Below are 21,132 nucleotides of genomic sequence, written 5' to 3' on the forward strand. Positions count from 1 at the left end.
CAAGCGTCAGAGAATCGCAAACAGATGGGTGATAATCAGCCATGACCACGTCAGTGGAGTCCGCGCCCGATGAGCAGTCGGGCCAGTCGCAGCTGAGCCTCGGCACTCCCGCGGCACGGCAGCTCGCCACCACGACGAAGTCCGTACCGCAGATGCAGGGGATCTCCTCCCGCTGGCTCCTGCGCGTGCTGCCATGGGTCCAGGTGTCCGCGGGCACCTACCGGGTGAACAGGCGGTTGAGTTATACGGTCGGCGACGGCAGGGTCGAGTTCATCTCGACCGGCGCGGAAGTGCGGGTGATCCCCCCGGAGCTGGGTGAACTGCCCCTGCTGCGAGGCTTCGAGGACAGCACCGTGCTGGAGTCACTGGCGGACGGGTTCGTCCAGCGGCAGTACGCGGCGGGCGACACCCTGGTGCAGGCGGGCGCTCCTGCCGACCAGGTCTTCCTGATCGCCCATGGCAAGCTCAACAAGACGGGCCCCGGGAAGTACGGGGACGACACGGTGCTCGGGGTGCTGGCCGACGGCGACTACTTCGGCGAGCGCGTGCCTCTGGAGCCGGACGCCACCTGGCCGTTCACCGTCACGGCCGTCACGCGCTGCACGGTCCTGGCACTCCCCCTCCAGACCTTCCAGGAGCTGGCCGACCGCTCCGAGGCGCTGCGCGCCCACGTCGCGGGCTTCGCCTCCCGCCCCCGCCCGGCGCAGAACCACCGCGGCGAGGCCGACATCTCCGTGACCTCGGGCCACATCGGGGAGCCGGTCATCCCGGGCACCTTCGTCGACTACGAACTCTCCCCGCGCGAATACGAACTGAGCGTCGCCCAGACGGTCCTGCGGGTCCACACCCGCGTCGCGGACCTCTACAACGACCCGATGAACCAGGTCGAGCAGCAGCTGCGCCTGACCATCGAAGCCCTGCGCGAGCGCCAGGAGCACGAGATCGTCAACAACCCCGAGTTCGGCCTGCTCCACAACGCCGACCTCGGCCAGCGCATCCACACCCGCACCGGACCACCCACCCCCGACGACCTCGACGAGCTCCTGGCCCGGCGCCGTAAGACGCAGTATCTGCTGGCGCATCCGCGCACCATCGCGGCCTTCGGCCGGGAATGCAGCAGCCGCGGTCTCTACCCGAAGAACATCGAGGTCCTGGGATCGGCCGTCCGCTCCTGGCGCGGGGTGCCGCTGCTGCCGTGCAACAAGATCCCGGTCAGCGAGTCGGGGACCAGCTCGATCCTCGCGATGCGCACCGGCGAGGAGAACGAGGGTGTGGTGGGCCTCCACCAGACCGGTATCCCGGACGAATACCAGCCCAGCCTCAATGTGCGGTTCATGGGCATCAGCGAGCAGGCCGTCTCGTCCTACCTGGTGAGCGCCTACTACTCGGCGGCGATCCTCGTGCCGGACGCACTGGGCGTGCTGGAGGACGTCGAGATCGGGCGCGTGTAGCGACCGTCCCTGCCCTGGCCGGCCACAGCGCCGGCCAGGGCGTCAGGGCCGTACGCCACTGACGAACGTCGTGGTGGCCGAGAGCCCGTGGGCCAGGGTCGGGGCGATGCTCGTACTGGAGAGGAGGAACCCGAGCAGGACGCAGACCAGCGCGTGGGAGACCCGCAGCGCGCCACTGCGGAGAAACACCACCGCCATGATCAGAAGCAGTACGACCATGGAGATCGAAACGGCCACGGTGAGCCTCCTCGGCGGAGTGGTTTGTCCGCCAGTCTGGCCCATCGCACGGCGGGGACCCGTGAGGCGCGTGTACTCCAATCGGGTAGGAGTGCACCAGGCCGGGAGCGCGGGTGACGATCGCGCGGTCAGGATCGGCGCGAACGACGTCGGCATCGGCGCATCGTCGGCGGATGTCGGGAGGGCAGCCTGAGATGAGCGGAAACGGGCGCGGCCCCCTCGGCGGCCGGGACGGGCTGCCCGGACGGACATGCCGGGCACACGTGCCCCCGTACTGCCACAGACATGCCCGGCGCCCGTGCGGCCGGGAGTCGGTCGTGCCCCTCTGCGGCCGCGGGCCGGGCGTCGGGAAGCCGGGGCGGGCGCTCGGCGGGCAGGCGGGCCGGGCCTTGCCTAGGCTGACGGAATGAGCCGTACAGCCCCGGACAGCCCACACGTGGCGGTGCCCCCACCCACGGCGGGGGCCGGAGGCCGGGACAGCAGCGAGGGGCGGGGTTCCGCCTGGCAGCGGCTGCTGCACCGGGTGCCCAACGGGTTCGCGATCTTCTTCGGTCTGCTCGGAGTGTTCTGCGCGGTCACCTCGTTGATCGTGCCGCTGCGGCGCGCGGCGCGCCCTTTGACCGACGCCCTGGACACGCTGACCGTGCCCACCGCGCCGAACCTCGCCTATGCCGTCTTCCTGCTGCTGCTCGCCACAGCGATGGCGGCGCGTAAGCGCGTCACCCTCTGGTTCGTCCTCGCCTATCTCTCACTGCTGCTGATCGCGGACGCCCTGCTGCTGACGGTGGGCTACTGGGACACGATCCCGTCCCTGGTACTGTGTGCCGCCGCGATAGCCCTGCTGGTCCTGGCCCGGCGGGAGTTCTACGCGGCGTCGCGGCGCGGGGCGTTCCTGCGGGCCCTGTTGGTGCTGGTCGCGGGGCTGGCCGTGGCCATCCTGGTGGGCTGGGGCCTGGTGGCGGCGTTCCCGGGTTCGCTGGAGCGCGGCGGCGGCAACCGGCTGCTGTTCGTGGCCAACAAGGTGTGCGGTGGCCTGGTCAGCGGCCGGCACTTCACCGGGCACCCGCCGCACTGGCTGTTCTTCCTGCTCGGGCTGCTCGGGGCGCTGGCGCTGCTCAACGCGGCCATGACGCTCTTCCGTTCGCAGCGGCTCGAGGCGGCGCTGCACGGCGACGAGGAGCCGCGCATCCGCGCGCTCCTCGGCCGCTACGGCGGCCTGGACTCCCTGGGGTATTTCGCGACCCGCCGTGACAAGGCCGTCGTCTTCTCCCCCAGCGGCAAGTCCGCGGTCACCTACCGGGTGGAGGCGGGCGTCTGTCTGGCTTCGGCCGATCCGCTCGGCGACCCGGAGGCGTGGACCCCGGCGATCGACGCCTGGCTGGAGCTGGCGGGGCGGTACGGCTGGCAGCCGGCCGTGATGGGGGCCAGTGAGGCGGGGGCCAAGGCCTATGCCCGTTCGGGGCTCGGGGCGTTGCAGCTGGGGGACGAGGCGATCCTTCAGGTGGCCGCGTTCGACCTCGACGGCCGGGAGATGCGGGTGACCCGGCAGGCCGTCAACCGCGTGGAGCGTACGGGCGCGACCACGCGGATCCGGCGGCACTCGGCGCTCTCCGACGAGGAGATGGGCGAGGTCATCAAGCGCGCGGACGCGTGGCGGGACACCGAGACCGAGCGGGGCTTCTCCATGGCGCTGGGGCGCCTGGGCGATCCCGCCGACGGTGACTGCCTGCTGGTCGAGGCGTTCGACAGCGAGGGGAAGATGATCGCGCTGCTGTCGTTCGTGCCCTGGGGCCGTGACGGCGTCTCGCTGGATGTGATGCGCCGCGACCGGGCGGCGCCCAACGGGGTCATGGAGTTCATGGTCGCCCAGCTGTGCGCGCAGGCGGGGCGGTTCGGCATCAAGCACATCTCGTTGAACTTCGCGGTGTTCCGCTCCGCCTTCGAGGAGGGTGCGCGGATCGGGGCGGGGCCGGTGCTGCGGTTGTGGCGGAAGTTGCTGCTGTTCTTCTCCAAGTGGTGGCAGCTGGAGGCGCTCTACCGCTCGAACGTCAAGTACAACCCGGAGTGGCATCCGCGGTTCCTCTGCTACGCAGACGCCGGTGCCCTCGCCCGGATCGGGCTGGCCTCGGGGATCGCCGAGGGCTTCGTGGCCGTGCCCAGCCTGGGCAAGCTGTGGGGCCGGGGCCGGGCGCGGGGCATCGCGAGCCCCGCCTCCACCGCGGGCCTGCCTCCGCTCTCCGAGCTCGGATTCGCGGTCGGCGAGGGCCCCTGCGGCGAGGAGCCGCGGGACGAGCTCGCGGGCCTTCCCGAGCAGGTGCGGGTCAGGCGGCAGAAGCTGGAGCGGCTGCGGGAGGCCGGGGTGGATCCGTATCCGGTCGACGCCCGGCGCACCCACACCCTCGCCGCCGTGCGGGCCGCGCATCCGGGGCTCGCGCCCTCGTCCCGTACGGGCGAGCGGGTGACCGTGGCGGGGCGGGTGCTGCTCGTGCGCAACCACGGCGGCATCGCGTTCGCCGTCCTCCGCGACTGGTCCGGTGACCTTCAACTGGCCTTCACGCGCGACGACTCGGGGGACGGATGCCTGCGCCGCTTCGCCGCCCATGTCGATCTCGGCGACCACATCGAGGCCGAGGGCGAGGTGGGCACCACCGACCGTGGTGAGCTGACCGTCTTCGTGACCGGCAGCCGCATGATCGCCAAGTGCCTGCGCCCGTTGCCCGACAAGCGGCGGGGGCTGAGCGATCCGGAGGCGCGGGTGCGGATGCGCTATGTGGACCTGGCCGTCTCGCCGGAGGCCCGGCAGACCGTACGGGCCCGCAGCGCCACGGTGCAGGCACTGCGCCAAGGGCTGCTCGACCGGGGCTATCTGGAGGTCGAGACGCCGATGCTCCAGCAGGTCCACGGCGGCGCGAACGCCCGGCCCTTCACCACCCACATCAACGCCTACGACCTCGACCTCTATCTGCGGATCGCGCCCGAGCTCTATCTGAAGCGGCTGTGCGTGGGCGGCATGGAGAAGGTCTTCGAGATGGGCCGCACCTTCCGCAACGAGGGCGTCTCGTACAAGCACAATCCCGAATTCACGATGCTGGAGGCGTATCAGGCGTTCGCCGACTACGACGTGATGCTGGACCTGACGCGCGAGCTGATCCAGGGTGCCGCCGTCGCCGCCCACGGCTCGGCGGTCATCCTGCGCGCGGACGGCGACGGGAAGCTCGTCGAGCACGACATCTCGGGTCTCTGGCCGGTGAAGACCGTCCACGGCGCGGTGGCGGAGGTGCTCGGCGAGGAGATCGACGCCGATACGCCCGTCGCGGTGCTGCGGCGGCACTGCGACGCCGCGGGGGTGCCGCACAAGCCGGACGACCGGCGGGGGGACATCCTGCTGGAGATGTACGAGCGGCTGGTGGAGGAGCGGACCGGGCTGCCGGTGTTCTACAAGGACTTCCCCACCGACGTCTCTCCCCTGACCCGCCCGCACCGCCAGGATCCGCGCCTGGCCGAGCGCTGGGACCTGGTGGCCTTCGGCACCGAACTGGGGACGGCGTATTCGGAGCTGATCGACCCCGTCGAGCAGCGCCGCAGGCTCACCGCGCAGTCGCTGCTGGCCGCCGGTGGTGATCCCGAGGCGATGGAGCTGGACGAGGATTTCCTGCGGGCGCTGGAGTACGCGATGCCGCCGACGGGCGGGCTGGGCATCGGCGTGGACCGGCTGGTGATGTTCCTGACCGGGCTCTCGATCCGGGAGACGTTGCCCTTCCCGTTGGTCCGGAGGCGCTGAATTCCCTACCCTGCCCCAAAGGAATTCTTTGGGATGCGGATAGAATTCATTATTTGCCTTATAGATCGGGCGTTGTTAATTTGACAGCTCAGTCCCTGACCGAGCTGGTGGTGTTTTCTATGACGGCGGCACAGCGTGCGGCGACCCCATGGCTTCCGATGGCGGCCACGGCGGCGTTGTGGGGATCCGCGTTCACCGCGATCCGTATCGCGCTGCCGGATTATTCACCCAGCTCGATCGCGCTCCTGCGGATCGCCATCACCGTGGTGCTGCTCCTGCCGTGCCTGGCGATGAAGCGCATCGGCCGTCTCGAGCGCGGGGACGTTCTGCGCATGGCGGCCTTCGGGCTCACCGGGATGACCGCGTACCAGGTGCTGCTGTGCGCGGGCGAACAGAGCGTGGAGGCGGGCACGGCGGCCATGCTGATCGCCGCTTCCCCGGTCTTCACGACCGTGCTGGGCATGGCGTTCCTCGGCGACCGCCCCGGGCGGCGCGGGCTGGCCGGCCTCGGTCTCGCCCTGTGCGGTGCGCTGCTGGTCGCGGTGACGTCGGGCAGCGGAAGCGGTTCTCTCACGGGGGCGCTGATGGTGCTCCTCGCGGCCGCCACCCAGGCCACGTCGTTCGCACTCCAGAAGCCGCTGCTGAAGAAGTACTCGGGCGCGGAATGCGTCTTCTACGGCAGCTTGTTCGGCCTCGTGCCGCTGCTGGCGACGGCCCCGGACGCCGTCGGTCAGATCGCGGCCGCCGACACCCACCGCACGCTGGCGGTCCTCTGGCTCGGCCTGGGCTGCACGGCGATGGCCTTCTGGACCTGGTCGCGCACGCTGCGCGCGACCACCGCCTCGACCGCCTCGCTCGTGCTCTACGCGGTGCCCGTCGCCGCGCTCGCTCTGGACGCCGCGTTCCTCGGCAACGTTCCCGCCCTCAGCGCGGTGCTCGGCGGCCTGCTGGTCCTGGCCGGCGTCGCTGTCGCCTCGGTGCGCCGCGCGGCGCCCGCTCAGCGCCCGGCGGCCGGGTCGTCCGGCACGCCTGAGCGCGAACTGGCCGGCGCGGGCAGCCGGAAGTAGCCGAAGGGGTCAGCCGTCGGCGGGCGCCGCGGCACCCGCCAGTTCCTCCCACCGCACCGTACGGTCGCACCACCGGCCGAGCAGCGTGCGATCGTGGCCCACGGCCAGCAGGCCCGCGCCGGTCTCCGCGCGGTACTCCTCGACCACCGTCACCAGGGCGGCGGTCGTGGACGCGTCCAGCATCGCCGTCATCTCGTCGCAGATCAGCCAGCGCGGGCGCAGCACGAGCGCCCTGGCCAGGCAGGCGCGTTGCAGCTGCCCGTCGCTGACCTCGTGCGGCCGCCGGCGCAGCAGGTCGGCGGAGAGGCCGACCTGCCCGGCGAGTTCGGCCGTCCTGCCGTCGGCCTCGTCGCGGCGTCCGGTTGCTCGCAGCGGTTCCGCGATCAGGTCGGCGAGCCGCATGCGCGGGTCCGCCGAGAGGCGCGGCTGCTGGAAGACGACGCCGAAGGCGGTGCGCTGTTCCCGCGGGGCCCGGTGACGCCAGCCGTGGGCGGGGCTGCCGTCGATGACGACCGTGCCGGAGTAGGGGCGGTGCAGCAGTGCGGCGACCCTGGCGAGGGTGGACTTGCCGCAGCCACTGGGGCCGAGCAGTCCCACAGCCTCCCCCGCCTCGACGGTCAGCGAGACCTCACGCACGACGGGGGCCCGTCGCTCGTAACCCGCGGTGATCCGGCTCAGTTCCAGCACGTCAGGTCTCCTCCGGGTGGTGGCAGGCGACGCCGTCGGCGAGAGGCGGAACCGTTCCGCAGGCGTCCGTCGCCTTGACACAGCGGGCGGCGAAGGCGCAGCCGGACGGCAGGTCGCCGAGTTCGGGCGGCATGCCGGGGATCGGGGTGAACGCGCGCTCGGGCAGGGCGTCGAGCAGCCGGCGGGCGTACGGGTGGCGGGGGCCCTCGGCGCCGAAGAACGTGGTGGCGTCGGTGATTTCGACGATGCGGCCCGCGTACATCACGGCGACGCGGTCGGCGATGCGCTCCGCAGCCGCGAGGTCGTGGGTGATCATCAGCAGGGCGTGCCCGGAGTCGGCGTGCCTGCGCAGTTCGTCGGCCGTACGGTTCACGAGGTCGCGGTCGAGGCCGGTGGTCGGCTCGTCGGCGAGGAGGAGCGGGGCGTTCCCGACCAGGGCGAGCGCGGTGGCCGCGCGCTGGGCGAGTCCGCCGGAGAGCTCGTGGGGGTGGCGGTCGAGGTGGTCGGCGGGGAACGCGGCGCGCTCCGCGGCGGCTTCGCCGGCTTCCCGGAGTCCGTCCTTCCGAAGCGCAGTCGATTCGGAACCGGCGTTCCGGCGCCCGTTCTTCCGGACGCCGGTCAGCTCACGCAGCGTCTCGTGGAGCTGCGAGCGCACGGTGCGTACGGGCGTGAGGTGGGCGGCCGGGCTCTGCGGTACGAGGCCGATACGGCGGCCCCGTACCGTACGGGCCAGGGTGCGCTCGTCCGCGGCGAGGAGGTCGAGCCCGCCCTCGGGCCCGGCGAGGAGCGCCTGTCCCACCGTCCGGGCGTTGACCGGCAGCAGCCCCAGCAGCGCCGACGCGAGAACGGACTTGCCACATCCGCTCTCCCCGATCAGCGCGAGGCACTCCCCCGGCCGTACGTCGAAGGTGGCGTCGGTGACCGCGGCGACGTCCCGGCCGGTGCGCATCCGGAAGCGGACGGACAGGCCGCGCACGGAGAGAACGGGTTCGTGTGTGGCCAGGGCGCCCGGCGTCCCGGCCTCTTCGGGGGAACGCGTGGTCACAGCGTCAGCTCCGATCGGCGGCGTGGGTCGAGCCGGTCGCGCCAGGCGGCCGCGAGGCCCGCGATGGCCAGGGTGGGGACGATGATGAACAGGCCGGGGAAGAGCGTGGGCCACCAGTCACCGGCGAGCAGCGAACCCCGCGCGGCCTGGACCATGTTGCCGAGGCTCGCCTGGTGGGTGGGCAGCCCGAGGCCCAGGAAGGACAGCGCGGACTCGTGCCAGATCGCGTGCGGGACCATCAGCACCGCCGCGAGCCCGGCCTGCGGCAGCACGCCCGGCAGCAGGTGCCGCACGGTGACGCGCCACCGGGACGAGCCGCCGACGACGGCCGCGTCGATGTACGGGCGGGAGCGCAGCGACAGCACCTCGGCCCGGACGATCCTGGCGGTCGACAGCCAGTGGGTGAAGGCGACCGAGACGATCACCGGCCAGACGCCCGGCCGGAACATCGCCACGATGAAGATGCCGAGCAGCAGATGCGGCACCGAGGAGCACAGGTCGACGACCCGCATCACGACGCGGTCCGCCCAGCCGCCGAGCGCGCCCGCCAGTGCGCCGACCGCCGTGCCGACGACCGTCGCCGCGAAGGCCGCGACCACGCCGACGAGGAGGGAGACGCGCAGCCCGTAGACGCAGCGCAGCAGCAGGTCGCGGCCGACCTCGTCGGTGCCGAAGGGGTGGGCCCAGGACGGCGGGCGGAGCTTGGCGCCGAGGTCGACGGCCTGCTCGTCCAGGGGAACCAGTGCGGGCACGAGCAGTGCGACGAGGACGACGGCCGCGACGAGCGCGCCGGAGACGCTCGGGCGCGGCACGCGCAGGGCCCGCCGGGTCGTGCCGGTGAGGGTCTCAGCCATCGAATCCCACCCTGGGGTCGGCCAGTCCGTAGAGCAGGTCGGACAGCAGATTGCCGATCAGGACCGCTGCCGTGGCGAGCACGGTCAGGGCCGCGAGCAGCGGGAAGTCGACCTTGGTGGCCGCCTCGACGGTCGCGGACGCGATGCCGGGCCAGCTGAAGACGGTCTCCACCAGGAGCGCGCCGGTGATGAGTTCGGGGACGCGCGAGCCGATGAGCGTGAGGACGGGCAGCAGCCCGGAGCGCAGGGCGTGGTGGAGGAGAACGGTCCGTTCACGCAGGCCACGCGCGCGTGCTCCGCGTACGGGGTCCTCCTCCAGCGCGTCGCCGACGCCTTGGCGTACGTACAGCACGAACCACGGCAGTTGGGAGACGGCGAGCACGACGGCGGGCAGGACGACGTGGGAGGCGATCTGGCCGGGGGTGGCCGCGTCGCTGCCGGTGTCGGTGAGTCCGCCCGCGGGCAGGGCGTCGAGCTTGAGGGCGAAGAACCAGATGGCGAGCAGGCCGAGCCAGAAGGGCGGCGCCGCTTCGAGCGCGTACGCCACGGAGGTCACGGCCCGGTCGAAGAGGCCGCCCCGGCGCCGCGCGGCGAGGACGCCCAGCGCCGTGCCGGCGGTGACCGCCAGCGCGAACGCGATGGCGCACAGGAGCACGGACCAGCCGATGCGTTCGCCGATGACCTGGGCGACGGGCTGGCGCAGCGAGGTGGAGTCGCCGAAGTCGCCGGTGACGGCGGCGGTGATCCACTCCCACCAGCGGACGGCGAACGGCCGGTCGGCGCCGAGGTTCGCGCGCAGCTGGTCGAGGACCTCCTGGCCCGCGCTCAGCCCGGCGGAGCCCGCGTACGCCTGGGCGGGGTCGAAGGGCGAGGCCGCGGCGATGGCGAAGACGCCGAAGGTGACGGCGGCGAGCACGGGGATGGCGGCCAGCAGCCGCCGTCCGGTCATGCGCGCCATCGGCCCCCAGGGGAGCCGGACGGCGGCGCGGGTCACTTCTTCGGCTGCCAGGACTCGACGTTCCACCACGGTCCGGCGCCCAGGCCGTGGTCGTGGGGCTCGACCTGGGTGGTGATGTCCTGCCACTCGTCGTTCATGACGTAGAGGTGGTCGACGTGAGTGAGGAAGGTGTAGCCGGGGTTGTCGGCGAGGGCGCGCTGGACCTTGTCGTAGGCGGCCTTGCGGGCGGCCTTGTCGCCGCTGCGGCGGCCTTCCTCCAGGGCCTTGTCGACCTCGGGGTCCGCGTAGGCGGCCATGTTGTTGAAGCCGTCGAGGGCGAGCGAGGAGTGGAGGAGGTTGTAGAGGTCGAAGTCGGGGTCGGCGGGGTTGCCGCCGCCGGCCAGGACCGCGTCGTTCTTCATCCGCGGTTCGATGACCTCCCAGGTGCCGCTCTGCACCTCGACCTTGAGGCCGGCCTTCTTGGCGTCGGAGGCGAAGGCCAGGGCGTGGTCCTGGCGGAGCTTGTCACCGGCGGGGAACCAGAGGGTGAACTCCGCGCGCTGTCCGTCCTTCTCGCGGATGCCGCCGTCGCCGGTCTTCCAGCCGGCGTCGTCGAGCAGCTTCTTCGCCTTGTCGAGGTCGTGGGGGCGCTCGGTGCCCTTGGCGAACCACTCGCTGTCGGTGGGCACGGGGCCGTAGCCCGCCTTGCCCGCGCCTTCGAGGAGCTTGTCGACCATGATCTTGCGGTCGACTGCGAGGTCGAGGGCACGGCGGACGGCGATGTCGCCGGTCACCTTGTTCGCCGTGGGCAGCGAGACGCCGCGGAAGTCGGTGGTCCGGGCGGTGACGGACAGCTTGGACTTGTCGCCCTTGAAGTTCTTGGCGAGGTTCGGCGGCAGGATCGCGCCGTCGAGGTCGCCGTTGCGCAGGCGGGTGGCGCGGACGTCGTCGTCCTTGATGATCGCCATGGTGAGCTTCTTGACCTTCGGCTCGCCGCCCCAGTAGCCGGGGTTGGCCTTGAAGCTGAGCTTCTCGCCCTTGCTCCAGCCGGTGAGGACGTACGGGCCGGTGCCGACCGGCGCGGTGTTGAACGAACCGGTGTTGACGTCCTGCCCCTTGGCCACGTGCTCGGGGGCGATGGGCAGCACGGTGCGCTCGGCGAACGGCGCGTACGGGTACTTGAGCTTGAAGACGACGGTGTCGTCGCCCTCCGCGCTCACTCCGTCGATGGCGTCGAGCTCGCCCTTGGCGGCGTTGTCGGTCTTCTCGTCGAGGATGGTCCGGTAGGTGAAGACCACGTCCTTGGCCGAGAACGGCTCGCCGTCGCTGAACTTCACCCCGTGCCGGAGCTTGTAGGTGTACGTCTTCCCGTCCTCGGCCACCGCGGGCAGCGCGGCGGCGAGGGCGGGCTGGAGCTTCATGTCTGCGTCGCGGCGGAGCAGACCGTCGAAGATCTTGGAGTTGCCGTCCTTGCCGTAGCCGAGCAGCGGGCTGAGCGTCTCGGGCTCGTTGGCGAGCCCGACGACGAGCGACTCCTTGTCCTTGCCCCCACCCGGCGTCGAACACGCCGCGGCACCTGCCGCCACAACCCCTGCCATGGCCGCGGCGGCCACTCCCCGTACGGACCGGGCCGTCATGCCCCACACCCTCTTACTCACGATTTACTGCTATTGCGAATCAGTTGCAATTAAACAGCAGGCAAAGGGGAGGTCATGAGGCGGGGGTCTGGCGGCCCAGGTCAGGGACCGTGCTCAGTGCTTCTTGGCCGCGGGCTTCTGCTCGTCGATCTTGCAGGCCTCGTACTGGCCGACCTCGATGAAGTGGCGTACGTCGGCGGGGGTGCCCTTCAGCGCCTTGTCCCCGGCCGCCTTCACGGCCGGACCACCCTTGAACATGATCCTCAGGGTCTCCACCCGGTCGTCCTCCTCACGAGCCCGGAACTGACCGACCTCAAGGAAGCGGCGCACATCGGCGGGGGTGCCCTTCAACGCCGCGTCCCCGGCCTCCTTCACAGCCCTGCCGCCCTTGAACATGATGGTCAGGGTCTCGACCCGGTCGTCCTGTTCACGAGCCCGGAACTGGCCGACCTCAAGGAAGTGACGCATATCCTCGGCGGTGCCGCGCAGCGCAGCGTCCCCCGCCTCCTTCACGCCCCGGCCGGTGCCCGGCTTGCCCATGACCGTCAGAACCGCGATCCGCAGTTCCTCGTCCGTCATGTCGGAGACCTTGGCGGCCTCGCCCTGCTTCGCCGCCGACACGGCGGCGGGCGACTTGGCGGCACCACTGGCGGCGAAGGCCGGCGAGGACAGGAGGACAGCCGGAGCTATCGCGGCGGCCACGACCGCGGCGGAAACACGAGCCAACTTCATGCGGTACACCTACTCTTAACGTTCAAGATCGTTAGTTCGAATCGCAGAGTACGCCCCCTCCGGGCACCGACCGCGGCGGGGCGGCGTCAGGGAAGCGTCAAGCTTTGGGGCTACCGCCCTGTCACGGCAGCCACTCAGGCGAGCACCGTCAGGAGTTGCTTCGCGAAGTCCTTCGGGTGTTCGGTGCAGCCCAGGTGGCCGCCTCGGAATTCCACGAGGGTGGTGCCGAGGAGGTCTGCCAGGCGGGCCGCCGGGCCGTAGAGAGGGGTCTGGGCGCGTGAGTCGCGGCCCGCGGCCAGGACCAGGCGGTCCGATGCGCGGCGCAGGGCGGCGGTGTCCGGGGTCGTTCCCGAGAACGGGCACAGCATGTGCTTCAGGAAGACGGGGAAGTTGGCGTGCATCCGCGGCAGCATCTCCTGGATCTCGGGCGGCAGTTCCGTCGCCTCCTCCGCGGAACCGTCGCCGCCCAGCCCTTCGTTGAAGCGCGCCATCGCGGCGCCGAGCCCCTCCTCGCGCCGTCGGCCTGATAGCCGCCCAGATCCCGGAAGTTGTGCAGACGCTCGAACGCGATATGTCTCTTCACGCGAGCCAGCCTAAGGACACCGGCCCCGCGCATCGATCCCGGAACTGTCCTCTCAGTCGCGTGAGTTGCCGAAGAGCAGGCGGTATCCGATCAGCAGGACGAGCGAGCCGGCGATCGCGGAGCCCCAGGTGGCGGCGTCGAAGAAGTGGTTGCTGATCGGCTTGTGCAGGAACTTGGCCGACATCCAGCCACCGATGAACGCTCCGGCGATACCGATGAGGGTGGTACCGATCAGCCCGCCGGGGTCCCGCCCCGGCAGCAGGATCTTCGCGATCGCTCCGGCCAGCAGCCCCAGGATGATCCAGCCGATGATGCCCATGGTGTCGTTCTGCCTTTCCAGCGGTTGATCTGTGGTGCGCTGTCCGCACAGGAGTCCGGACACTGTGAGTGACGCGCAGCCATGGGGCGGCGGTTTCATCCCGACCTCATCGACTCGCTGGCATTGCCCACTTGCGCAACCTCTAAAGTGTCATCCATGACACACGATGGCGTGGCGGAATGGGAGACGGCCGTGCTCGAAGGCGGGCCGGCGGACGGGGCGCTGATCCGGCTGGTCGACCGTCCGGGAGTGGTGCAGGTCACCCACCCCTGTGCGGTGGAGGACCCCGCGGGCGGGATGAACGTGGCGGCGCTGTACGTCTACCGGCGCGATCCACGCGTGAAGGAAGCGCCCCTGCGGTACGGCTTCGACCCCGCGAGCCCTTGACCCGTCACGGAGCGGGCCGCCGTACCGGACCCCTCGGCAGAAAGCCGGCACCCCCTCGGGAAGGCGGCTGAATCACGCGTGGAAGGAGCCCAGTTGCCGCAGGGCAGAGCACCATCGACCGGCAGCGTCAACCTGCGTGTCGGAGCGGCGGTGGCCGAGATCGAGGGCCTGTACGCGGCCTTGCACGCGACCACGGACGAGCGGCGCAGAGATCGGCTCCTGGGCGAACTCGCCCGGGCCGGGCGGCGTCTCACCGATCTCGCGCTCGTACCGCAGCGGGACCGCGGGGGCGTCCAGCCCCGTTCCCGCTGGCAGCGCCGACGCTTCCTGGCGGCTCGCGGAGCCGCCAGGATCATCGCCTTCACCACGTCGGACGGCCGCTCGGAAAAGCGGGCACCTCTTGAGAACAGCCGCTGACCCGGGCCGGATCCGCGCCTGATCCGCCTCAGGCGACGGGGCCGGGCACGTCCGCCAGCTGTGCCAGCGACCGGCGGTGGTGGGCGGGCGTGCCCAGGGCGGTCACGCCGGTCTTGGCGCGTTTGAGGTAGAGGTGCGCGGGGTGTTCCCAGGTCATGCCGAGGCCGCCGTGGAGCTGGACGCACTCCTCCGCCGCGCGGACCGCGACCTCGGAGCAGCGGGACTGCGCCACGGCGACGGCGATCGCAGTGTCGGGGGCGTCGGTCGCGAGGGCGTCCGCGGCGTTGCGGGCGGTCGCGCGGGCCGAGGCGATGTCGAGCCAGAGTGCCGCGAGCCGGTGCTTGAGGGCCTGGAAGGAACCGATGGGCCGCCCGAACTGCCGTCGTTCACCGGCGTAGCGCACGGTTTCGGCCAGGCACCACTCGGCGACGCCGAGCTGTTCGGAGGCGAGCAGTCCGGCGGCGGTGAGCAGGGCGGCGTCCAGGGCGGTGCGGGACCGCTCGGGGCCGGCGAGCAGCGTGGCCGGGGCCGCGGAGAAGGTGATCCGGGCGATCGGCCGGGTGAGGTCGAGCGGGGTGAGCGGGGTGACCGTGACGCCTTCCGCGGCGGCGTCCACGCTGTGGAGGCCGGTGTCCGTGGGGACGATGAGGACGCCGGCCCCGGCGGCACCGGCGACGGCGTTCACCGTCCCGGTGAGCAACGCCCGCCCGGAACCGGTGGCTTCGGCGCGCACGGACGGCGGCACGGGTGCGCCCGGGGCGGTCGGCAGGGGCACGGCGAGCGCGCCCACCTGACGGCCTCCGGCCAGTGCGGTGAGCGGGGCCGCGACCTCGGCGCGGCCGGTGTCGCAGCCGAGCAGGGCGCGTACGGCCAGGACGGCGCTGGTCAGGAAGGGGACGTCGGCGACGGTGCGGCCGAGCTCCTCCAGGACGACGGCTGCCTCGCGGGCGGTCGCTCCCTGGCCGCCCAGCTTCTCGGGCACGAGCAGCCCGGCCGTGCCCATGCCCGTGGCGAGGGTCTGCCAGAGGCCGGTGTCGTACGGCTGGCCGTCCTCGGCGCGCGCGAGCACGGACGCGGGGGCGCCGTGGGCGGTGAGCAGGGAGCGCACGGCGGTGCGCAGGTCCTCCTCCGCCTCGGAGTAGAGCAGGTCCGGCGTCATCGGGGCAGGTCCTTCCACGGGAGGTCCTTGTCGTTGCGGGGCTCGGGCGGCAGGCCGAGGACGCGCTCGGCGACGATGTTGAGCAGGACCTCCGAGGTGCCCCCTTCGATGGAGTTGCCCTTGGCACGCAGATAGCGGTAGGCGGCGTCGCGGCCGGTGAAGTCGACGAGTTCGGGCCGGGTCATCGTCCAGTCCGCGTAGGTCAGCCCGTCCTCGGCGAGGAGTTCGAGCTCCAGGGCGCTGAGTTCCTGGTTGAGCCGGGCGAAGGCGAGTTTCATGCCGGAGCCCTCGGGCCCGGGGCGGCCGCGCTTGAGCTGCTGACGCAGCCGCTCGCCGGTGAGGCGGGCCGCCTCGGCGTCCACCCAGAGGCTCAGCAGGCGCTGGTGGAGTTCGTGAGTGCGCAGCTCCGGGCGTTCGCGCCAGGTCCGCGCCACGACGCCGATCATGCCGCCTTCGCGGGGCACGCGGGTGCCGCCGATGGCCACCCGCTCGTTCATGAGGGTGGTCTGCGCGACGCGCCAGCCGTCGCCGACCTCGCCCAGGCGGTGCGCGTCGGGGATCCGTACACCCGTGAGGAAGACCTCGTTGAACTCCGCCTCCCCGGTGATCTGGCGCAGCGGCCGCACCTCGACGCCCGGGTCGGTCATGTCGCAGACGAAGTAGGTGATGCCCTGGTGCTTGGGCACGTCGGGGTCCGTACGGGCGATGAGGATCGCCCAGCGGGCGAGGTGCGCGCTGGAGGTCCACACCTTCTGGCCGTCGACCGTCCAGCTGTCGCCGTCGCGCACGGCCCGGGTGGCGAGCCCGGCGAGGTCGGAGCCGGCGCCCGGTTCGCTGAACAGCTGGCACCACACCTCCTCGCCCGTCCACAGGGGTCGCAGGAAGCGCCGCTTCTGCTCGTCCGTGCCGTACTGGAGGATCGTGGGGGCGGCCATGCCGAGGCCGATACCGATGCGGCGGGGGTCGTTGCCGGGGGCACCGGCGGCGTCGAGCGCGGCGTCGACGACCGGTTGGAGGGAGCGGGGCGCGCCGAGGCCGCCGAGCCCTTCGGGGAAGTGGATCCAGGCGAGCCCGGCGTCGAAGCGGGCCCGCAGGAAGTCCAGGGGGGCGGTGCCGGCCGGGTCGTGCGCGGCGAGGAGGGCGGCGACGCGGTCGCGCAGCTCCCCCGCGTCCGGGGCGCTCATCGCGATCCGTCCTGGGCGGGGAGGACGACGAGGCGGCCGGTGGTCGTGCCGTCGGCCACGCGCTGGACGGCGTCGGCGGCCGCGGTGAGCGGCAGGCGCTCGCTGACGAGGGGGCGGACCGCGCCCTGGGCGGCGAGTTTCGTCAGCTCGTCGTGGCAGGCGCGGACCGTGGCCGGGTCCTTGGTGTTGTAGAGGCCCCAGTGCAGGCCGAGGATGGTGTAGTTCTTCACCAGGGCGTGGTTGAGCGCCGCGCTGGGGATCCTGCCGCTGGCGAAGCCGACGATCACGATGCGGCCCTCGAAGGCGATGCACTTGGTGGACTGGGTGTACGCGTCGCCGCCGACCGGGTCGTAGACGACGTCCGCGCCGTGCCCGCCGGTGGCGTCCTTGACGGCCGCGATCACGTCCTCGGCACGGCGGTCGATCACCACGTCGCAGCCGTTCTCGCGGGCCTCGCGCGCCTTTTCGGGGCCGCCGACGACGCCGATGACCGTGGCGCCGGCGGCTTTTCCGAGCTGTACGGCAGCGCTGCCGACGCCGCCCGCCGCGGCGTGCACGAGCAGGGTCTCGCCGGGCTGGATGCGGGCCCTGCGGTGCAGGCCGAACCAGCCGGTCTGGTAGCCGACGTGCAGGGCGGCGGCCTCGGCGTCGTCCAGGGACTCGGGGGCGGGCAGCAGGGTCCGGGCGTCCACGACGGCGCGCTCGGCGAAACCGCCTGCGGGGAGGGCGGGTTGCGCGAGCACGCGCGCGCCCACCGTGCCTTCCGCGCCCTCCCCGAGGGCGAGGATCTCGGCGCAGGTCTCCACGCCGGGGGTGAACGGCAGGGGCGGGCGGACCTGGTACTGACCGCGGCACAGCAGCGCGTCGGGGAAGTTGACGTTGGCGGCGAGGACGCGGATGAGGGCCTCGCCCGGTCCGGGCCGGGGGTCCGCCACGTCCTCGAGACGCATGACGTCCCGGGGTTCGCCGTTGCTGTGCACTCGCCATGCCTTCACTGGGGCCTCCGGGGTGGTGGGGTGGCGTGCGGTTCGCATACTAAGCGGTTGGTAAGGGCGTGGGGTAGGGGGTGATTCGGAGGCAGCGGCCGGTCGGTGGCCTGCCTGCCCTGCCCGCGCTGCCTGCCCTGCCTGCTCTTCCCGCTCTCCCCGCTCTTCCCGCTCTCCCCGCTCTCCCCGCTCTCCCCGCTCTCCCCGCCGACGGTCGCGGCCCGCCCTTCCCGTCGGCGGGCCCGCGGCCCGTGGCGCGGCTACGCCCGGCTCGTCGATTCGCGGGCCGTCAGGCGTGGGGTGGCCGCCCGCACCCGGGCGGGCGGGGCTCCCGTCAGGAGTTCGGTCAGGAGGCGGGCCGCCTCGCGGCCGAAGGCGGGGGTGTCGCGCGTCAGCGCCGTCAGGGGCGGGTGCGTGCTGCGGCACAGGACGGAGTCCTCCCAGGCCACGATGGACAGTTCGGCGGGTACGGAGACTCCGAGCTCCGCTGCGACGGCGAGGCCCGCGACGGCCATGACGTCGTTGTCGTAGACGACGGCGGTGGGCGGCCGCGGCCCGGACAGCAGCCGGCGTGTGGCCTCGGCGCCCTGGGCGTCGGAGTAGTCGGTGGTGACCGAGGTGACGTCGGCCAGGCCGCGCCGCTCGGCCTCGGCGCGCAGGCAGGCCATCCTGCGCCGGGTGTGGGCGAGTTCGGGCAGCCCCGCGACGTGGGTAACTCGGCGGTGGCCGAGGGCATGGAGGTGGCCGACGATGGAGGCCATGGCGCCGGTGTCGTCGGCCCAGAGGTTGGAGATCGCGCCGTGGGTGCCGATGGCGCCGTCGAGTGCTCCGATGACGACGGCGGGCAGGCCGAGTTCGTCCAGCAGTGCCGGGCGCGGGTCGTCGGCGCGGGGGTCGACGACGAGGAGTCCGTCGACCCGGTGCTCCGCCCACCAGCGGCGGTAGACCGCGCACTCGGCGTCGACGTCCTCGGCCATCTGGAAGAGCAGGCCGAGGCGGTGGCCGGCGAGCACTTCCTGGATGCCGGAGACCAGTTGGAGGAAGAAGGACTCGGCGCCCAGAGTGTGGGCGGGCCTGGCCAGGACGAGCCCGACCGTGGCCGCCCCCTCGCCGGACAGGGCACGGGCGGCGGTGCTGGGCTGCCAGCCGAGCTGTTCGGCGACCCTGCGCACGCGGGCGCGCGTGGCGTCGGAGACGCCGGGGCGGCCGTTGAGCGCGAAGGAGACCGCGCTCTCGGAGACGCCCGCGCGACGCGCGACGTCCTTCATCGTCGGGCGGCGGGCCGGGGTGCGGCGCATGGCTCTCCTTCTGCCCGCAGCCGGGGCGCGGGGCCGTGCTGAAGTGCTTGAGTGACCGTAACTCCCCGCAGGCTAAAGCGCATTAGCCGACAGCGGAAGTATTGACTTCGCCCCGCCACGGGTGCAGCTTTTGTTGCGCACCTCCCGGTCCGACCGAAGGAGTTCGCCGCGCCATGCCCCGTTCCCCCAGAACCGCTGCCGCCGCCGTCCCTCTTCTCGCGTCCGCCTTGTTTCTCACCGCCTGCGGCTCCGGCGGTGGTTCGGACGGCGGTGACGCCGACGGCAAGGCGGAGGGCGCCATCACCTTCCAGACCTGGAATCTGCGCAGCAAGTTCAAGGACTACTTCGAGGGCCTGACCGGGGAATTCGAGAAGCAGCACCCTGGCGTCAAGGTCAAATGGATCGACCAGCCCGCCGACAACTACGCCGAGAAGCTCAGCGCCGACGCCGGTGGCGGCACGCTGCCCGACGTCGTGAATGTGTCGCCCGACCTGTCCTATCCGCTCGCCAAGGCCGGGCTGCTGCTGAACCTGGACCGGGAGAAGGCCGCGGCGAAGTTCAAGGACGAATACACGCCCGAGGCGTGGCAGGGCAATGAGCTTCCGGGCCTGGACGGTTCGTACGCCTTCCCCTGGTATCTCAACACGGGCCCGCTGTTCTACAACAAGGCGCTCTTCCGGCAGGCGGGGCTCGATCCGGAGAAGCCGCCGAAGAGCTACGACGAGCTGTTCGCCACCGCCGACGCCCTGGCGAAACGGTCCGGCGGGAAGACCGCGACCCTCGCGGGCACCCCGTCCATCGAGGACTTCGGCCGCTACGGCGTACGGCTGATGAACTCCGACGCCACGAAATTCACCTACAACGAGCCCAAGGGCGTCGAACTCCTCACTAAATACAAGGAGCTGTACGCACACGGCGGGCTCGACGCGCAGGCGCTCACCAATACCGCGGAGCAGTCGGGGCAGAAGTTCCTGGAGCAGAAGGTCGCCATGAATCCCGGCAGCGCCCATGACCTGGACACCTTCAAGCAGAACGCGCCTGGCCTCTACAAGGAACTCGGCATCACCGACGCCCCGAACAACACGGGCAAGCCGAACATGTACGTGATGGGACTGGCCGTGAGCAAGCAGAGCAAGCACAAGGCCGCGGCCGTCGCCTTCGCCCACTTCGTCACGGACCGGAAGAACCAGGAGGACTTCGCGCACAAAGTCGCCGTCTTCCCCAGCACCAAGGGTTCGCTGGACGACTCTTACTGGACCGAGGACGACGGGACGGACGAGGGCCGGGTCCGGGTGGCCTCGGCGAAAATGCTCAAGGGCGCCGTCAATTACACGCCGGTGGTGCTGAGCGAGGAAATGAAGGTCGTCCTCAAGAACGAGGTCGCCAAGGCCCTCCAGGGCAAGAAGTCGCCTCAGCGGGCGCTGGACGACGCCGTCGCGCAGAGCGACAAGCTCCTCAAGCAGAGCTGACGGCCGTGAAGCGGCCCTCCGCACGCGTGCGCACCCACCGCGCGGCCAGCCCCTGGCTCTTCTTGCTGCCGGGCCTCGGGGTGATCGCCGCGTTCGACCTCTACCCCTTCCTCACCACCGTCCAGAAGGCGTTCACCGACGCGCGCACGCTGACCCCCGGCGGCTGGGTGGGGCTGCGCAACTTCCAGGACATGCTGGGCGACGACCAGTTCTGGGTGGCCCTGCGCAACAGCGGGCTGTACGTCCTGCTGGTCGTGCCCTTCACCGTGCTGCTACCGCTCCTGCTGGCGCTGCTGGTCCACAAGCGGCTCCCGGGCGTGACCTTCTTCCGCTCCGCCTTCTACACCCCGGTCGTGGCCTCCGTCGTCGTGGTGTCGCTGATCTGGGCCTGGATGCTGGACGACCGCGGGCTCGTCAACGGCATCCTGCGCTTCTTCGGGGCCGGTCCCGTGGCCTTCCTCGGTGACGAGTGGCTGCTGCTGTTCAGCGCGATGGCGCTGACGGTGTGGAAGGGTCTCGGCTACTACATGATCATTTATCTCGCGGCGCTCGCGAACGTCCCGCGGGAACTGCACGAGGCGGCCGCGGTGGACGGGGCCGGTGCCCTGCGGCGCTTCGTCAGTGTCACCGTCCCGGCCCTGCACTCCACGATGGTGCTGATCGGCGCGCTGTCGTCGGTGGCCGCCTTCAAGGTCTTCTCCGAGGTCTATCTGCTGGCGGGACCGACCGGCGGACCCGCCGGGCAGGACACCACGCTGGTGATGCTCGTCCAGCGGACCGGAACCGGGCTCAACGGGCGGGTCGGCTACGCCTCGGCCCTGTCCCTCGTCGTCTTCGTGATCGCCCTGCTGCTGATGCTGCTGGTGCTCCGCGCCGACCGGAAGGAGAGCGCCTCGTGACGC

20 protein-coding genes are annotated in these 21,132 nt (G+C 71.7%); 7 read left to right on the plus strand and 13 right to left on the minus strand.

From position 1 onward, the window contains the following. The first annotated feature begins 41 nt into the window (after positions 1–41). Complete coding sequence (locus ACFY1P_RS05910; protein ID WP_390749843.1) at positions 42–1,451, plus strand: family 2B encapsulin nanocompartment shell protein; 1,410 nt, start codon at positions 42–44, stop codon at positions 1,449–1,451. 42 nt (positions 1,452–1,493) lie between these two features. Here ACFY1P_RS05910 and ACFY1P_RS05915 read toward each other — a convergent pair whose 3' ends face one another. Further along, entirely contained in the window at positions 1,494–1,688 is a 195-nt protein-coding gene (locus ACFY1P_RS05915) for a hypothetical protein (RefSeq protein ID WP_361520260.1), read from the minus strand. A 406-nt stretch (positions 1,689–2,094) separates the two neighbouring features. Here ACFY1P_RS05915 and lysX point away from each other — a divergent pair, with 406 nt between their 5' ends. After that, the gene (gene lysX / locus ACFY1P_RS05920; RefSeq protein WP_390749844.1) at positions 2,095–5,469 is read left to right on the plus strand and encodes a bifunctional lysylphosphatidylglycerol synthetase/lysine--tRNA ligase LysX; all 3,375 of its coding nucleotides are present in this window, start codon (positions 2,095–2,097) and stop codon (positions 5,467–5,469) included. An 80-nt stretch (positions 5,470–5,549) separates the two neighbouring features. Continuing rightward, positions 5,550–6,536: a DMT family transporter gene (locus ACFY1P_RS05925; protein ID WP_361520265.1), complete on the plus strand. Its 987-nt coding sequence runs from the start codon at positions 5,550–5,552 to the stop codon at positions 6,534–6,536. A gap of 9 nt (positions 6,537–6,545) precedes the next feature. Here ACFY1P_RS05925 and ACFY1P_RS05930 read toward each other — a convergent pair whose 3' ends face one another. The 8 genes from ACFY1P_RS05930 to ACFY1P_RS05965 form a co-directional block, all read right to left on the minus strand. Continuing rightward, positions 6,546–7,223: an ABC transporter ATP-binding protein gene (locus ACFY1P_RS05930; RefSeq protein ID WP_390749845.1), complete on the minus strand. Its 678-nt coding sequence runs from the start codon at positions 7,221–7,223 to the stop codon at positions 6,546–6,548. Between the two features lies 1 nt (position 7,224). Beyond that, positions 7,225–8,172 (minus strand): ABC transporter ATP-binding protein, encoded by a 948-nt coding sequence (locus ACFY1P_RS05935; RefSeq protein WP_361520396.1) that lies wholly within the window; start codon positions 8,170–8,172, stop codon positions 7,225–7,227. Positions 8,173–8,264: 92 nt separating this feature from the next. Continuing rightward, positions 8,265–9,122 (minus strand): ABC transporter permease, encoded by an 858-nt coding sequence (locus ACFY1P_RS05940; RefSeq protein WP_361520271.1) that lies wholly within the window; start codon positions 9,120–9,122, stop codon positions 8,265–8,267. After that, positions 9,115–10,071, minus strand: a complete 957-nt coding sequence (locus tag ACFY1P_RS05945; RefSeq protein WP_390750021.1) for an ABC transporter permease — start codon at positions 10,069–10,071, stop codon at positions 9,115–9,117. The genes ACFY1P_RS05940 and ACFY1P_RS05945 overlap by 8 nt, the downstream gene beginning before the upstream one ends. A gap of 41 nt (positions 10,072–10,112) precedes the next feature. After that, complete coding sequence (locus ACFY1P_RS05950) at positions 10,113–11,696, minus strand: ABC transporter substrate-binding protein (protein ID WP_361520399.1); 1,584 nt, start codon at positions 11,694–11,696, stop codon at positions 10,113–10,115. Positions 11,697–11,810: 114 nt separating this feature from the next. Then, on the minus strand, positions 11,811–12,428 hold the full coding sequence (locus ACFY1P_RS05955; protein WP_390749846.1) for an ALF repeat-containing protein: 618 nt from the start codon (positions 12,426–12,428) through the stop codon (positions 11,811–11,813). Between the two features lie 134 nt (positions 12,429–12,562). Further along, positions 12,563–12,919, minus strand: a complete 357-nt coding sequence (locus ACFY1P_RS05960; RefSeq protein ID WP_390749847.1) for a hypothetical protein — start codon at positions 12,917–12,919, stop codon at positions 12,563–12,565. Between the two features lie 144 nt (positions 12,920–13,063). Beyond that, positions 13,064–13,330: a GlsB/YeaQ/YmgE family stress response membrane protein gene (locus ACFY1P_RS05965; RefSeq protein WP_361520289.1), complete on the minus strand. Its 267-nt coding sequence runs from the start codon at positions 13,328–13,330 to the stop codon at positions 13,064–13,066. A 156-nt stretch (positions 13,331–13,486) separates the two neighbouring features. Here ACFY1P_RS05965 and ACFY1P_RS05970 point away from each other — a divergent pair, with 156 nt between their 5' ends. Both ACFY1P_RS05970 and ACFY1P_RS05975 read left to right on the plus strand, forming a co-directional pair. Continuing rightward, the gene (locus tag ACFY1P_RS05970) at positions 13,487–13,717 is read left to right on the plus strand and encodes a hypothetical protein (RefSeq protein WP_361520292.1); all 231 of its coding nucleotides are present in this window, start codon (positions 13,487–13,489) and stop codon (positions 13,715–13,717) included. A gap of 93 nt (positions 13,718–13,810) precedes the next feature. Next, positions 13,811–14,134, plus strand: a complete 324-nt coding sequence (locus ACFY1P_RS05975; RefSeq protein ID WP_361520295.1) for a hypothetical protein — start codon at positions 13,811–13,813, stop codon at positions 14,132–14,134. Between the two features lie 28 nt (positions 14,135–14,162). Here ACFY1P_RS05975 and ACFY1P_RS05980 read toward each other — a convergent pair whose 3' ends face one another. The 4 genes from ACFY1P_RS05980 to ACFY1P_RS05995 form a co-directional block, all read right to left on the minus strand. Next, positions 14,163–15,293, minus strand: a complete 1,131-nt coding sequence (locus ACFY1P_RS05980; RefSeq protein WP_390749848.1) for an acyl-CoA dehydrogenase family protein — start codon at positions 15,291–15,293, stop codon at positions 14,163–14,165. Continuing rightward, the gene (locus ACFY1P_RS05985; protein WP_390749849.1) at positions 15,290–16,477 is read right to left on the minus strand and encodes an acyl-CoA dehydrogenase family protein; all 1,188 of its coding nucleotides are present in this window, start codon (positions 16,475–16,477) and stop codon (positions 15,290–15,292) included. Before ACFY1P_RS05985 ends, ACFY1P_RS05980 begins: the two co-directional genes overlap by 4 nt. Next, the gene (locus ACFY1P_RS05990; protein ID WP_361520301.1) at positions 16,474–17,472 is read right to left on the minus strand and encodes an NADPH:quinone oxidoreductase family protein; all 999 of its coding nucleotides are present in this window, start codon (positions 17,470–17,472) and stop codon (positions 16,474–16,476) included. Before ACFY1P_RS05990 ends, ACFY1P_RS05985 begins: the two co-directional genes overlap by 4 nt. A 251-nt stretch (positions 17,473–17,723) precedes the next feature. Next, a complete protein-coding gene (locus tag ACFY1P_RS05995; RefSeq protein ID WP_361520304.1) occupies positions 17,724–18,761 on the minus strand; it encodes a LacI family DNA-binding transcriptional regulator in 1,038 nt (345 codons plus the stop codon). Between the two features lie 173 nt (positions 18,762–18,934). Here ACFY1P_RS05995 and ACFY1P_RS06000 point away from each other — a divergent pair, with 173 nt between their 5' ends. Together ACFY1P_RS06000 and ACFY1P_RS06005 are read left to right on the plus strand one after the other, a co-directional pair. Further along, entirely contained in the window at positions 18,935–20,230 is a 1,296-nt protein-coding gene (locus tag ACFY1P_RS06000) for an ABC transporter substrate-binding protein (RefSeq protein WP_390749850.1), read from the plus strand. Beyond that, positions 20,227–21,129 (plus strand): carbohydrate ABC transporter permease, encoded by a 903-nt coding sequence (locus tag ACFY1P_RS06005; protein ID WP_390750022.1) that lies wholly within the window; start codon positions 20,227–20,229, stop codon positions 21,127–21,129. The genes ACFY1P_RS06000 and ACFY1P_RS06005 overlap by 4 nt, the downstream gene beginning before the upstream one ends. The last annotated feature ends 3 nt before the right edge of the window (positions 21,130–21,132 follow it).

The sequence above is a fragment of the Streptomyces sp. NPDC001407 genome, from assembly GCF_042895325.1.
GTDB lineage: Bacteria > Actinomycetota > Actinomycetes > Streptomycetales > Streptomycetaceae > Streptomyces.